Source organism: Flagellimonas hymeniacidonis, from assembly GCF_008040165.1.
GTDB classification, from domain to species: domain Bacteria; phylum Bacteroidota; class Bacteroidia; order Flavobacteriales; family Flavobacteriaceae; genus Flagellimonas; species Flagellimonas hymeniacidonis.
Genome location: NZ_VRUR01000001.1, coordinates 542,801 through 556,935, shown reverse-complemented (window position 1 = coordinate 556,935; position 14,135 = coordinate 542,801). Strand labels below are relative to the sequence as shown.

Below are 14,135 nucleotides of genomic sequence, written 5' to 3'. Positions count from 1 at the left end.
CTTTTTTTACTGAAATACCGATTCAAAGACCTACTCTGTTTTCAAGCTTTCAACAGGGTTGTTGATTGCGACTTTGATAGATTGGAAGCTTACGGTCAAAAGTGTAAGGGCCAAAGTGCCTATAGCCGCCGCCACAAAGATCCACCAATTTAGTTCGGTACGATAGTTATAGTCCTGAATCCATACATTCATGTAATAATAACCAACAGGGATAGCGATACAGCAGGATATAAAGACCAGTACGACGAAATCCCGGGACAGTAATTTCCATAAACTTAAAACCGACGCGCCAAGCACTTTTCGGACCCCTATTTCCTTGGTTCTCTGTTCCGCTACAAAGACCGAAAGACCTAAGATGCCCAGACAACTTATGCAAATGGCAAGCAGTGCAAAAAAGGTGGCTAATTTCCCCATGCGTTCTTCATCAATGAAATTACGGGCATATTCATCATCTAAAAAGTTATAGGTGAATAGGCTTTTGGGGTCATATTTATTAAACACTTTTTCAATATGTGCTAATGCCTCTTTGGTATTATTCCCTTTACCGATTTTTATGTTGATGAAATTCAGAAAACCACCATAATGCAAAGTAAAAATTGTTGGCTTGACTTGTTCATAGGGTGAACGCGTTACCATGTCCTTTGCCACACCAACAACCTTAAAAGAGCCCATAGTTCCCCATTTTACCATTTCTCCTACTGGATTTTCAAGCCCCATATATTTAGCCGCTGTCTCGTTTATGATAAAGGCTAGGGAATCACTTTTAAAATCACGTGAAAAGTCCCGCCCGTCCTTGATTTCCCAATCGATCATATCCCCAAAGCCATGAGTAGATCGAAGGGTACTGAATTCTTCGCTCATTGCAGGATCTTTTCCTTTCCAGTCAAAGCCGCTATTGGTAATAAAGGTTCCTGTAACCAGGACATCGGAAGCTGCTACTTCCTTTATATCGTTGGATAGTAAAAGTTCGTTGCGGATTGTTTCAAAACGGTCACGAACTTCCGGACCGTTTATAGGAACATATAGCAGCTGGTTCTTATCGTAGCCTATGGGTCTTTCCTTTACATGCTGTATTTGCCTATAAATGGTGACAGTGCCGATAATAAGTACCACGGAAATGGTAAACTGGAAGACTACCAATATCCTTCGAAGGTTTGAAGCGCCTTGACCACCATTAAAAGTCCCTTTTAACACTTTTACAGGTCGGAAAGATGAAAGGTAAAAAGCCGGATAACTTCCGGCAATACATCCCGTACATAAGACAAAGAACAGACATGACACCCAAAATAAGGGATTCGCATATGGAATTGCCATCGTCTTGTCCGTTAGATTATTAAAAAATGGCAAGCCTATCAAAACTAAAATCAAAGAAATCACAAAAGACATAGAGGTTACTAGGAAAGATTCGCCCAGAAATTGGGAAATCAATTGATTTTTTAACGATCCAATAGTTTTTAGGATACCTACTTCCTTCGCCCTTTTAACCGATTTGGCCGTGCTAAGATTCATAAAATTGATACAGGCCAACAAAAGAATAAAAACACCGATAATTCCGAACATCCACACCCGCCCTATGGCCCCACCTGTATTTATGCCATTTTCAAAACGGGAGTACAGATGCCATTTTTTCATAGGATGTAAATGAATGACAGGTCTTGTATGCGCTTCTCCAGAATCCCCTTCATTTTTAATATTATCGTATTTCACATTCTTGATCAAGGTAGATACCTCGTCAATATTTGCACCATCCGATAATTGTACATAGGTCTGGAACCAATTGTTGCCCCAGCCTACGCGATTCTCAAAATTAGCTGTAGTCTTCAGCAGTTGCCAAGGTGCAATAAAAGTAAGGTCTGCAAAATCAGAATTTTGAGGAAGATCTTTATAAACTCCGGCCACTTGGGCTTCCATTGCAGTGCCGATCTGTACGTTTTGACCCATTGGATTTTTATTCCCGAATAGGGCCCTTGCCGTAGTTTCGGACAATAGCATTGACGTAGGGTCTTGAAGTGCATCCCTGCTCCCCTTTAACATCTGAAGGGATAGCATATGCGCAATGCCAGGTTCCATAAAGTTTCCTAAGCGGGAGATCTTGGTCTTACCATTCTCGCCCACTGTCAAAAGTTCATTGTTTATAAAAGAACTCGTTACCACATGGCTAAAATGATCTTTGTAAACTGTTCGAAGAACAGGGGCCAATTGCATTGGTTGGTTGACACTGGTCTTTACCTCCCCACTAAAGGCCTGTGTCTGCATTACCTGAGCAATGGTCTCATGGTTTTCGAACTTCTGATTATATGAAAGTTCGTCATAAACCCAAATACCTATAAGAAGTGTCGCGGCCATCCCCAAAGCAAGACCACCGATGTTCATAATAGAATACCACTTGTCGGTTAGAATATTGCGATACCCGATTTTTAGATGACTCCTATGCATTGCATAATTTATAGTTGTAATCGAAATTGATTTCCTTATGGCAAAAGGTCTTAGGTAATTTAGCACTTGGTACCAGTAGTTGAGGGTGGCGCGGAACGTCGATTTTCTTCTTACATCTTCATAAAATCTTTCTTCAAGATCGCCCGAAACCTCTTCGACCAGATTATCCTTGACAAACCAGTTCAACAGCCGGGTTGCCAATTTTGGGGGCATACTTCTTCTATCGGACATTTTGTTTTTATGTTTGGAATGTAAATTTTGTAAATGCAGGATATTGGTTCCAAAGGGAGATCCGAAGATTTTTTGATGCCTCCAAAGCCCTTTGGCCACTTGCCGAAATGGTGTAAATTCGTTTTCTTCGCCCCCCGCGTACTGCTGTAGGTTCTCCCAGTTTGGAAGTCAAAAATCCTTTATTGCATAGTCTGTCCAAAGTGGAGTGGGTTGCCCCGATGGAAACGGATTTCCCTGTTTGGGATTCAAATTCCTCGGCAATCTTAAAAGCATAGGCCTCATTCTCCAGGATACCCACTAATAATAAGATGATTTCTTCGAATTCCCCTAAGCGCGTTTCTTTCATAATTTGACAATAATTTTTTTTGTTCAATTCACGTGGAATGACACTTTATATTTCTAGATTGAAAAATAAATGGTACTAAATTGTAGAACTAATATAGAAATAAAAATTCGATTTATTCTACAATATAGTAATAAATGGAATGGAAGATGTAATCTAGCAGTTGAATTTGCAACTTAAAACAGCTGTTTGTGGTACATACTGTGGTTCTTTACTTTTTTACTTGATTTGGAGTAGGATTATAACAAGTTGCAAACTGATTTTCATCATTTTCTGGATACCCTTTAGATCTTATTTTTGCCATCAAATTTGATAAAAAATGGATGGAATAAGGACAAAACCTATAAGATTCCGTTGGATATTTATCTTCCTTATTGTAACGACAATTGAAAGCTGTACCATGGTAAAAGTAAGTGTGAGCGATAAACGAAATCCCGTTCCCCAAACTATTGAATTCAATGAAAACCTGAAGATAACCTCTTGGGGGGCCATCAAGGTGAACAAGTCGGATTTTTTTCCATCAAGTTTTCAAATAGAATCGGGAGGGAAAACGATTTATATAGATCCTATTGAAACAGATACATCAGGAAAGGCAGATTATATATTTATCACCCATGCACACCCCGACCATTACTCCCTTAAAACTATTGAGCGAATTGTTAAACCCGAAACCATCTTTATATGCCCAAAAGAGGTCTTCAAGAAGCTTTCCCAGAAAGGATATATCATACGGACTGTAGTACCTGGTGACAGTATTGAGATGGATGGCATAAATGGTGAAGCGGTACCTGCATATAATACCGAAAGTGTATTCTTATGGATAAAGGCACACCCAAAATCCAAGCAGAATGTCGGCTATATTTTAACGCTAGCGGATGGTATCAGAATATATCATGCAGGGGACACCGACTACATTCCTGAAATGGAAAAAATTAAAGATGTTGACATAACAATGGTTCCTATAGGAGGAGACAAGCTGACGATGAATATTGATGAGGCTTCAAAAATAGTCAATAAGGTTAGACCTAAGCTGGTTATACCAATGCACTATGAACTCAAAAACAAGGCTGATTTAACCAAATTCAAATCTCTGGTAGATAAGGGTATTACGGTTACCATATTGGAGTAGCATTACAAAGCCAATACCAAAAAGAAGAATTTAAATGGAACATATGTATTTGTCAAGCAAGAACCTTCTTGTTGCAGGTAGCGTGTTGAGTTTTCTAGTGGCACTATTACATATCGTACTTGTGATAAGACCAAAACTTTATGGTTATTTTGGTGCTTCAAAGCTGACTGAACTTAACGAGCAGGGTTCATCTTTTACTGTATGGGTTACATTGGGTCTGGTTGTCATGTTCGTCATTTGGGGATTTTACGGACTTTCAGGGGCGGGTATTATCAGGCAACTTCCATTATTGCGAGTAGCACTAATTGGTATCGGAATCATTTACCTTTTACGTGCGCTAATGCTTCCTTCAGATATTGTGAAATTTGCACAGCATGCTCGTCCGTTACGTTTTGTTATTTTATCATTCGGTTCGTTATTGGCGGGCCTGCTTTACCTAGTAGGTGCCTTGGTGACTGCCAAATGAAGATTTCAATGTATTAGAAAGTCAAGTTAAAGAATCGACAGTAAGAAGATAAAAAATGACACTTGTAGAATTAGGATACAATTCCGATTTAGAACAATATCGAAAGGATAAAAAGCTGGATGCATTCAATGTGGGTCGTATTATATCCGAACACAAGGATAGGTATGTAGTAAAAACAGATGCCGGAGAATTTGATTCCGAACTCATTGGCAATTTGCGATATACTGCTGAAAGTCGACATGACCTGCCCGCTGTTGGGGATTGGGTGGCCATTTCCGAATATGATGAGGACAAAGCCTTGATCCATTCCATTTATCCAAGACATTCAATAATTGAAAGGAAAGCGGTCGGAAAACCCGGGCAGGTACAGATTATTGCCACGAACATTGATTATGGCCTGATTGTCCAGTCGGTGAACAGGGATTTTAATATGAACAGGCTGGAAAGATATTTGGCCATCTGTAATGCTTCCAAGGTAAAACCTATAGTAGTGCTAAGCAAAATCGATCTTATATCTGAAGAAGAATTAAAAAAGCTTTTATATCAAATAAACGAACGAATCAATGGGGTTCCGTTGATAGTCATAAGCAATGAATCCAATGTTGGGCTGGACAAATTGGAAGCAGTAATAAACAAAGGTGAGACCTATTGTTTACTGGGCTCCTCGGGTGTAGGAAAATCGACGCTTTTGAACAAGATAAGTGGTAAAGAAATAATGGATACCGGTGCCATAAGTCAAAGTATCGATAGGGGTAGACATATCACTAGCCATAGGGAACTGGTCGTTCTGGCAAATGGCGGGATTTTAATCGACAATCCAGGAATGAGAGAAGTCGGCATTACGGATTCCAGCTCGGGAATTGAAATCACCTTCGATGACATCGTAAAGTTGTCAAATCATTGCAAGTTCAAGGATTGTACACACACAACTGAAATTGGCTGTGCTGTAGTTGAAGCTCTCGAGAAGGGTGATATTGACCATGATTCCTATGAAAACTATCTAAAGATGGAACGGGAAAAAGTACATTTTGAATCTACCGTGGCCCAGAGACGCAAAAAAGATAAGGATTTTGGAAAAATGATAAAACAGTTTAAAAATCAAAAATACAAGGGAAACACTTGAACCAAACCTTATCCCCAATCTCAATGTTTTCTATTTGAATATTGATTTCCCTAGTGTCTGATTAAACTAACGTTTTTTGAGACTCTTCTTTTTCTTGACTGAGTTCTATTAACTGGCCAATTTACAGAACTATAGAAATCTGGCGTTAATGATTATTTTATATAATAAAACAAAAAAGAGGGCTTTTGCCCTCCTTTAAACATTACTCGTCCTTAAGAAAAACGTATTAGTTTTAAGGCATTGTGCCTCCGGTGATTTTTCCAGCTCTCATGGCGGGTCAATGGCCTATCAATACTATTATTGTTGTCTTGAAGTTCTTTCTTTATCTGCTTCATAATTCCTTTTCTATTTACTAACTTGTGATAGGCGTAATACACGCCTTTATCTACACTTCTTATAAGACGTAAAGATAGTCTAAACGTTACATCAATAAGATAAGTTTAACACTATGCCAAGGCAGATAAAATGCGTGATACACACTATTTGACAACTAAAAATTTTGGCTCGATTCACCTGCCGACAGCACCCTTCTAAAGTCAATTACCTTATATAACTGTTATTCGTTCTTAAAACGCCTCGCTAATGGTTTAAAAAGCCCTTCACATTAAGAATTGTCTTTCGCTGAAGGTTAAGTTCCCATACTTTATTTTCCATTAAAGCCCTCTCGTTTTTCATGGGTACCAGCTTTCAAATTACAGGAGTTTAAAAAAATGCCATCCTAAAGGGATGGCATTTTAACTTTTCTGGAAAATAAGAGGTTTATTTGGCCAATTCTACGTTTACCGCATTCATTCCCTTTTGACCTTTTTCCACTGTGAATTTTACGTTGTCATTTTCACGAATCTCGTCGATAAGACCACTTTGGTGCACAAAGATATCCTCATCGGAATCTACTGGCTTAATAAAACCAAAACCTTTGGCACTATTAAAAAATTTTACTGTTCCTTCTTTCATTACTTTATATTTATTGTTTACTATTTTATTTAATGTTTGTTTTATGATATTCATTTTTTTTAATATTTAAATTGGGACTACTATGGTGCGGGAATGGCTTGTATTTTCCCCAACCTGCGCAAAACGCCAATATGATCCATAATGGCAGCAGCAAATGTTCTTTTTGTATTATAGGGCATCCCATATTCCCTAGCGGTATCGGCTACTATATTTGATAGTTTTTTATAGTGTATGTGACAGATATTGGGTAGCAGGTGGTGTTCTATTTGATAGTTCAGTCCCCCTATCAACCAAGAAAAAAATCTACTTTTGGGTGAAAAATTGGTAGTTGTGGCCAGTTGGTGTGTGAACCAATCACCTTCGATTATTCCATCTTCATCTGGAATAGGAAATTTGGTGTTGGGCATAATATGTGCTACCTGAAACACAATGCTGATAAGTGACCCTGTAACAAAGTGCATACTAAGAAAGGCAAGGATGATTATCCATGGGGCAATCGGAACCACTAATAGTGGTATAATCAAAGCATAGGAATAATATAATAGCTTCCAACCTATGATTTTAACAAGTTCATTTCTGAACTCATTTTTTTTATTTAAGAACCCCATTTTTTTATACCGTACCAGTCTTATGAAATCTTTGGCAGTCACCCACGAGACTGTAGAGAAGCCATAAAAGAACCATATATATAGGTATTGAAACCTATGGAGGCCATTTTTTTTTGCATGTGGCGAAAAACGAAGGAAAAAAGGTGCGTTTATATCATCATCCGCTCCTTCTATATTTGTATAAGTATGGTGCAGTACGTTATGTTGAATTTTCCATACAGTAGCATTCGCACCTATTAGGTTCATTGTGTAGCCTAGGTACTTATTCACCTTTTTATTTTTGGAATATGAGCCATGAATGGCATCGTGCATAATGCCCATACCAATTCCGGCCATACCAATTCCACTGGTCATATATAAAGCAAAAAGCAACCATGGGACAGTAACACTACCAATATTGATTAGGACTATGGGCAGAAAGAATACAGTTAACATTACTATCGTCTTAACCACCATGCTCTTGTTCGCATGTTTACTCTCGTTGTTCGTCTTGAAATACTGATTGACCCTGCTTCTCAATGTTTTTGAAAAAGCAGAGTTTGTTCTTTCTGAAAATTCTGGATTTTTGATACTATTGATGTCTTTTAAATCCTAATTCACAAATGTGATTTAAGGACTATGGAAAGCCTGAATAGGTTTCGGGACATTTGGAATACATTCATTCTAAATACAAATGAGTGTTCAAACCAGTGCCGCCAACTTATATTTGGCTTTATAATATTTTGCACTATTGCTGAAAAATAGAGAGAGCTGGAAAAGAATATTGAATCTGGGAAGACAAGATTAATCGGAGCTTTCCGAATTTTAACTTTACAAAGATACTTGTAATTTGTGTAATATTCCTCAATTATATGTTAAATACTGACAATCAATGTTTTACGACATACAATATAGATAACAGACAAAAGCTGGTTTTGGATGAATTTGTAGTTTATTACTATTTTTTATGAAAAGGAAGTAATTGCTACCCGAGATAAACTGTTCTTGAGAATTATAACTATTTACTTTTATCTCTTATTTTTTGATAGTCAAAATGCGTTTTTGAGATAGTATTAAATTAATAAAAGTAAGTCTCCTTTTTATTTCTGGCTATCTAGGTAATTTATTTCATTGGCCATCATTCAGCATGTACAGAATTAGTATCATGTCGAAATAGTTTTTTTCATTCAATAGGAGTACCTCTTAACCTTTTAAAAGCTTTTTTTGCATAATTCACCTCCGCCTCTGTTGAAGTTTTAAACTCCTTTTCAGTTACCAAATAGTGTTTTTGTAAGCTGTCCAGTTTCTGGTGCATTTTAGCAATTATGTCCTTGTACTCATTATCATCAATTGCATTGTACAACTCTCTTGGATCTTTTTTCAGATCGTAAAATTCCCAAGCATCAATATCGTCATAAAAATGGATTAATTTATAGCGTTTGGTACGTATTCCATACTGCTTTTTTACCATATGAAAAGCCGGAAAATCATAATAATGATAGTAAATAGCCTCTTTTAAATCAGCTTCTGTTCCGTATAGCACTGTTTTAAATGATTGACCTTGCATCTCCTCGATATATTTTGTTCCTCCGGCCAAATCTAATAGGGTAGGTGCAAAATCTAAGTTTTGAACCATAGCATCCGTGATTGTTCCCCGTTTTATTCTTCCTGGTAGTTGCGCTAACAAGGGCATTCTTAGGGATTCTTCGTACATAAAGCGTTTATCGAACCAGCCACGTTCACCCAAATAGAAACCTTGATCGGAAGTATAGACCACTAAAGTATTTTGGTCCAATCCAGTTTCCTCCAAATAATCAAGAAGGTGACCTACACTTTCGTCAACAGCTAGTACAGTTGATAAATAATCTTGTAGATAACGTTGCCCTTTCCATTCGGCGAGCTCCTTGCCATGAAGGTTATCACTATGAAACGCATTGTTTTTATCTAAATAAGCCTTATCCCATTCGCTTCGTTGTTCTGGTGTCATTCGGTCAAAATCATTGGTCCATGGGTTGTGTGCCAGTGTTGTATTACCATATGCAGTGGTTATCTTTAGGTCATGCCCTTCGTACATATCGGTATAAATCGTTTGCTTTTGCTCCTTGGCCGCTTGTTGATTTTCAAAACGATGAAAATAGGTCTCGGGCAGCGGGAATTGTATTGAATCATAACGATTGGCATGTCGCAAAGCGGGCATCCAATTTCGGTGAGGAGCTTTGTGATGCATCATTAGAAAGAAAGGTTGGTCGGTAACTTTTGTATGCCTTAACCAGTCCAAACTCTTTTTGGTGATGATATCGGTCACATAACCTTCAACCACAGTGGTGTCGCTTCCTTTTATAAACTCTGGATTGTAGTAATTTCCTTGATCATTAAGAATGTCCCAATAATCAAAACCTTGAGGTTTTCCATGCAAATGCCATTTTCCAACAATGGCGGTTTGATACTCTAGCTCTTGCAAATATTTAGGAAGCGTAGCTTGATTTCCATCAAAGCGATCTCCGTTCATTCTAAAACCGTTGATATGGCTATGCTTTCCTGTGAGGATAACAGCTCTGCTAGGACCACATATGGAATTCGTACAGAAGGCGTTTTTAAACAGAACTCCATTTTGTGCCAATCGGTCGATATTGGGAGTTGGGGCAAGTTGACTTAATTCATGACCGTATGCACTTATAGCTTGGGCTCCATGATCATCGGACATGATAAAAATAATATTTGGAGGCTTGATTCGTTCAACGATGTCGCTTTCTTTTTTCTTGCACGACATTATTAGATAGAATAAACATGCAACACCTATCCTCCAATTCATCTTTATTTAGTTTAGGATGAATGACTGTTTTAAGTTGCAATTGGAATCCGTGCCCATAAAAACTTCAAATTCTCCTGGTTCGGAAACAAATTCCATAGCGCTATTGTAAAATTTTAAATCATCAGGTGATAGTTGGATGGTGACCGTTTTCTGTTCTCCTTTTTTCAGAAAAACCTTTTTAAAACCTTTTAATTGTCTCATAGGAGGGGTAATGCTACGGACAACATCTCTCAAATACAGCTGTACGACTTCTTCTCCATCGTAGTTGCCAGTATTTGCTACCGTGATACTTGCATTTATAGTTTCATCTTGGTTGATTTTAGTCTTGTTCAAAGTCAGGTTTGAATATTCAAATGAGGTATAACTAAGACCATAACCAAAGGGAAGCAAAGGCGTGTTCGGAGAATCTAAATAGTTGGATTTGAATTTTTCAAATTTTGGAGATGCTGGTCTTCCTGTATTTTTCACACTATGGTAAATCGGTATTTGCCCAACATTTCTGGGCCATGTTGCTGTAAGTTTACCTGATGGATTGTAATCGCCAAAAACCACATCGGCAACTGCATTTCCCGCTTCCACACCAGGATGCCAAACTTGTAAAATAGCTACGGGGAAGTCAAATTCTTCAGGAATAGTCAATGGACGACCACTCATGAGCACCAAGGCAACAGGTTTACCTGTGGCAACCAATGCCCTGATTAGTTTTTTCTGACTTTCTGGAATGGAAATATCAGTCCTACTGGCTGCTTCTCCACTCATTTCTGTAGCCTCACCTACTACAGCTACTATCACGTCAGATTTGTTTGCTGCAATTAATGCATCTTTAAGAAGTTTTTCTGGGGATTTTCGGTCAATCTCAATTCTTGGGCCAAATACATTTATTTTTTTTGCAAATTCGTTATTATCAGAGATATTTGCTCCTTTTGCATAAGTAATTTCGGCCTCGGGAGCTACATTTTTAAATCCTTCCATAACGGTTATGGCCAAATCTGAATCCCCAGTGGGAGCCCAAGTGCCCAGCATATTTTTTCTGCTGTCTGCTAAAGGACCAACCAATGCTATTTTACTATCTTTTTTAAGTGGTAAAATGTCATTATGGTTTTTCAACAATACAAAAGACTTAGCAGCCACTTGTCTTGCAGTTTGACGATGCTCTTTTGTTAGAATGCTTTCTTTGGGGCGGTTACTATCCAAATATCGATAAGGATCATCAAACAACCCCAATTTGTATTTAGCTTCTAAAACTCTTCGACAGGCCGTTGTTATTTCAGCTTCGGTTATTTTGCCTTCGGCAACGGATTTTTTTAGCGTGCTAAGAAAACCTTCTCCGACCATATCCATGTCCAATCCTGCTTTTAGTGCCAGAGTAGATACAGATTGCAAATCTCCAAGACCATGAGCTGTCATTTCATTAACAGAGGTATAGTCGGATACCACAAAACCAGTAAAACCCCATTGGTTTCGTAATACATCATTTAACAGCCATTTGTTTCCTGTGGCAGGAACCCCGTCAATATCATTAAAGGAAGTCATTACACTAAAAACACCTACTTCAACAGCCGCTTTATACGGAGGTAAGTATTGGTTGAACATTTTAATTCTGCTCATATCAACAGTGTGATAATCCCGACCAGCCTCTGATGCGCCATAAAGGGCAAAATGTTTTACACAGGCCAACATGGTATTGGCAGCTGAAATATCTTCTCCTTGGTATCCTTTGACCATTGCTTTTGCTATAGCGGAACCTATGAAAGGATCTTCTCCAGCACCCTCAGCAATACGTCCCCAGCGAGGATCTCTGGCAATATCTACCATTGGCGAAAAGTTCCAATTGATGCCGTCTGCTGTAGCTTCAATGGCAGCGATGCGTGCCGTTCTTTGGATTAGTTCCGTGTCCCAACTACATGATGTGCCCAAGGGTATTGGGAAGGTGGTTTTATAGCCATGTATTACATCGGAACCGATAAGCAAGGGAATTTTAAGACGACTGTGGTTTACAGCCATCTCTTGAGCAATACGTATTCTATCTGGACCAGATACTCCAAACAAACCTCCAACTTGACCCGCTTTTATTTTTTGTTCAACATTTTTACTTACTACAGCACCCGTTGCTATACCTCCGCCGGGTGTAAGTAAATTTAATTGCCCAATCTTTTCCTCTAAGGTCATCTTTGCCAATAAGGCTTCTACTTCTGGAATTGAATTTTGTCCGTATGCAAAAGGCACCATCAATAACGAGAAGATAATCGCCAACCCCATTCCACTATATTTTATCATATGTTTATTTGAATTTTGTGTGTTATTCAATAATAATTGGCGTCACCCTTTCTGAGATACCATCTTCATTGAAGGATTCGATAGTTACATAATAGTTCTGATCTGTATTTAAGGACTTTAACTCTAAGCTGTTTTTACCATATACTAACCAAGAACTATACAATTTATCAGGCGTTATACCCCATAGTATATTATAACCTTGACTTTTTTTGACCAAATCCCAAGTAATTATCGCCTCTCTTTTGTCTTTTTTTCTGGTAGCGGAAAGGTTTTTAGGCGTTTTTGGAGCTCTACCGTATCCCTTACCAAAAACCCGAATGTCAGAAATGGATAAATAAGGTGTTGGAACATGTATATTTTTATAGCGAATGAATCGAACTTTCTCAGGGGTACGTAGTTCAGAATAATCATTGGGAACATCTTTTGTATTGGTGCTTCGATCTATCAACAACGTCCATTTTTTGCCATCCAAAGAGCCTTCTATTTGATACTGATGATATAATCCTGGAATCTTTCCATACATATTGGATTTATAATCATTATAGTTTACTTGTATGGCATGAACCATAGAGGGTTTGAGCAAATCTATTTCAATCCACTGCTCATCGTTTTTTTCCTTTGCAATCCAAAAGGTTTTAATGTTCTCATCCACTAAATTTTTAGCGGCATAACCTTCAATTTGGGACGAAACTTTTACAGTTTTTATATAAGAAAGTAACATCCAGCCTCTAAAACGTCCTTCCTTGTCAGTTGCCGATGGCGCATAATGTGGATAATCCCCAAAATAGGTGTCACTGTGCATGAGTCCATCATCATCAAAAAATGTTGAAAATGCACCAATACGACGTTCCCACCCAATATTTACATTTACTGCCATTGAGGAAAAATGCCAATACACATTTCCTGGTCCCAACACCGTACTACCATGTCCAGCTCCATTGATAAAACCTCCAGGTTTGTAAGAAAAGGGATTGTTGGGTGCATAAGTAAATGGCCCCAAAGGGGAATCGCCTATATAAACACCATCCCCATATACGTTGAACTCCGTACCCGGTGCAGCATATTGCAAATAGTATTTGTTTTTGTATTTGTTCATCCACGGCCCTTCAATATATCCGCTTAAAATAGTGTCAGAATGATTTTCTCCAAAACGTTCCCAACCGTGTTTTTCTGGCTGAAGGTTAAAAAGTTCATGTGTTTTTTCTGAAGGTTTAAAACGGTTTAATCGATCCAATTTTTTAGCGCGTATTGGAAACTTATTTGAGGAGCCCCAATACATATAACTCTCACCATCATCATCAATGAAAAGAGCAGGGTCTTGTAAGTTGCTCAAAATTGAGGGGGTAGCTTTCCATTCCCCTTTTTTTGGATTATTGGAATACAACACGCTCATTGAACCTGACGGATTACCTGCTACATACAACACAGAATCTTTATAGCTGAATGCCGCTGGGGCATTTGATCCTTGAAAATACCACTGTTTAGGAGTAATGAATTTCCAATTGGTCAAGTCAGAAGAATGCCAATAACCCATAGAGCGAGTTACAAACATGTAGTACTCATCTTGAAATTTGACCACTGCGGGATCAGCGCCTGAGCGATATGATAGATTTTTATGGGCATTATAGATCATGTAGGTATAATCTAAGTTAATTGGGTTGCAATAGGTTTGTTGTCTATTTTGAGCGATAAGTGCAGATGACAAGCATAGGAAAAGAAAACAATATGTATTGCAAATATTCTTCATGGTCAAATCTTAAACTGGGATTTTACAATC

10 protein-coding genes are annotated in these 14,135 nt (G+C 38.2%); 3 read left to right on the top strand and 7 right to left on the bottom strand.

Going from position 1 to position 14,135, the window contains the following annotated elements:
- Nucleotides 1-30: 30 nt before the first annotated feature.
- Complete coding sequence (locus FVB32_RS02480; RefSeq protein ID WP_222707943.1) at nt 31-2,667, bottom strand: ABC transporter permease; 2,637 nt, start codon at nt 2,665-2,667, stop codon at nt 31-33.
- A 7-nt stretch (nt 2,668-2,674) separates the two neighbouring features.
- Nucleotides 2,675-3,013 (bottom strand): PadR family transcriptional regulator, encoded by a 339-nt coding sequence (locus FVB32_RS02475; RefSeq protein ID WP_147741005.1) that lies wholly within the window; start codon nt 3,011-3,013, stop codon nt 2,675-2,677.
- A 397-nt stretch (nt 3,014-3,410) separates the two neighbouring features.
- Here FVB32_RS02475 and FVB32_RS02470 point away from each other — a divergent pair, with 397 nt between their 5' ends.
- Genes FVB32_RS02470 through rsgA form a run of 3 tightly spaced genes read left to right on the top strand, consistent with a single transcriptional unit; the run spans nt 3,411 to nt 5,728 of the window.
- A complete protein-coding gene (locus FVB32_RS02470; RefSeq protein ID WP_222707942.1) occupies nt 3,411-4,139 on the top strand; it encodes an MBL fold metallo-hydrolase in 729 nt (242 codons plus the stop codon).
- 34 nt (nt 4,140-4,173) lie between these two features.
- Complete coding sequence (locus FVB32_RS02465; RefSeq protein WP_147741003.1) at nt 4,174-4,605, top strand: hypothetical protein; 432 nt, start codon at nt 4,174-4,176, stop codon at nt 4,603-4,605.
- Nucleotides 4,606-4,660: 55 nt separating this feature from the next.
- On the top strand, nt 4,661-5,728 hold the full coding sequence (gene rsgA / locus FVB32_RS02460; RefSeq protein ID WP_147741002.1) for a ribosome small subunit-dependent GTPase A: 1,068 nt from the start codon (nt 4,661-4,663) through the stop codon (nt 5,726-5,728).
- 759 nt (nt 5,729-6,487) lie between these two features.
- Here rsgA and FVB32_RS02455 read toward each other — a convergent pair.
- The 5 genes from FVB32_RS02455 to FVB32_RS02435 form a co-directional block, all read right to left on the bottom strand.
- Nucleotides 6,488-6,682, bottom strand: a complete 195-nt coding sequence (locus FVB32_RS02455) for a cold-shock protein (protein ID WP_147743389.1) — start codon at nt 6,680-6,682, stop codon at nt 6,488-6,490.
- An 80-nt stretch (nt 6,683-6,762) separates the two neighbouring features.
- Nucleotides 6,763-7,725: a fatty acid desaturase family protein gene (locus FVB32_RS02450; RefSeq protein ID WP_147741001.1), complete on the bottom strand. Its 963-nt coding sequence runs from the start codon at nt 7,723-7,725 to the stop codon at nt 6,763-6,765.
- A gap of 727 nt (nt 7,726-8,452) precedes the next feature.
- The gene (locus FVB32_RS02445) at nt 8,453-10,081 is read right to left on the bottom strand and encodes a sulfatase family protein (protein WP_147741000.1); all 1,629 of its coding nucleotides are present in this window, start codon (nt 10,079-10,081) and stop codon (nt 8,453-8,455) included.
- A gap of 6 nt (nt 10,082-10,087) precedes the next feature.
- A complete protein-coding gene (gene bglX, locus FVB32_RS02440; RefSeq protein ID WP_246139855.1) occupies nt 10,088-12,310 on the bottom strand; it encodes a beta-glucosidase BglX in 2,223 nt (740 codons plus the stop codon).
- Nucleotides 12,311-12,380: 70 nt separating this feature from the next.
- Nucleotides 12,381-14,105: a family 43 glycosylhydrolase gene (locus FVB32_RS02435; protein ID WP_147740998.1), complete on the bottom strand. Its 1,725-nt coding sequence runs from the start codon at nt 14,103-14,105 to the stop codon at nt 12,381-12,383.
- Nucleotides 14,106-14,135: the final 30 nt, after the last annotated feature.

What these genes read in the sequence shown, in the direction of transcription:
- FVB32_RS02480 (WP_222707943.1), bottom strand. Translation starts at nt 2,667, where the DNA reads ATGTCCGATAGAAGAAGTATGCCCCCAAAATTGGCAACCCGGCTGTTG.
- FVB32_RS02475 (WP_147741005.1), bottom strand. Translation starts at nt 3,013, where the DNA reads ATGAAAGAAACGCGCTTAGGGGAATTCGAAGAAATCATCTTATTATTA.
- FVB32_RS02470 (WP_222707942.1), top strand. Translation starts at nt 3,411, where the DNA reads ATGGTAAAAGTAAGTGTGAGCGATAAACGAAATCCCGTTCCCCAAACT.
- FVB32_RS02465 (WP_147741003.1), top strand. Translation starts at nt 4,174, where the DNA reads ATGGAACATATGTATTTGTCAAGCAAGAACCTTCTTGTTGCAGGTAGC.
- rsgA (WP_147741002.1), top strand. Translation starts at nt 4,661, where the DNA reads ATGACACTTGTAGAATTAGGATACAATTCCGATTTAGAACAATATCGA.
- FVB32_RS02455 (WP_147743389.1), bottom strand. Translation starts at nt 6,682, where the DNA reads ATGAAAGAAGGAACAGTAAAATTTTTTAATAGTGCCAAAGGTTTTGGT.
- FVB32_RS02450 (WP_147741001.1), bottom strand. Translation starts at nt 7,725, where the DNA reads ATGTTAACTGTATTCTTTCTGCCCATAGTCCTAATCAATATTGGTAGT.
- FVB32_RS02445 (WP_147741000.1), bottom strand. Translation starts at nt 10,081, where the DNA reads ATGAATTGGAGGATAGGTGTTGCATGTTTATTCTATCTAATAATGTCG.
- bglX (WP_246139855.1), bottom strand. Translation starts at nt 12,310, where the DNA reads ATGGTGCCTTTTGCATACGGACAAAATTCAATTCCAGAAGTAGAAGCC.
- FVB32_RS02435 (WP_147740998.1), bottom strand. Translation starts at nt 14,105, where the DNA reads ATGAAGAATATTTGCAATACATATTGTTTTCTTTTCCTATGCTTGTCA.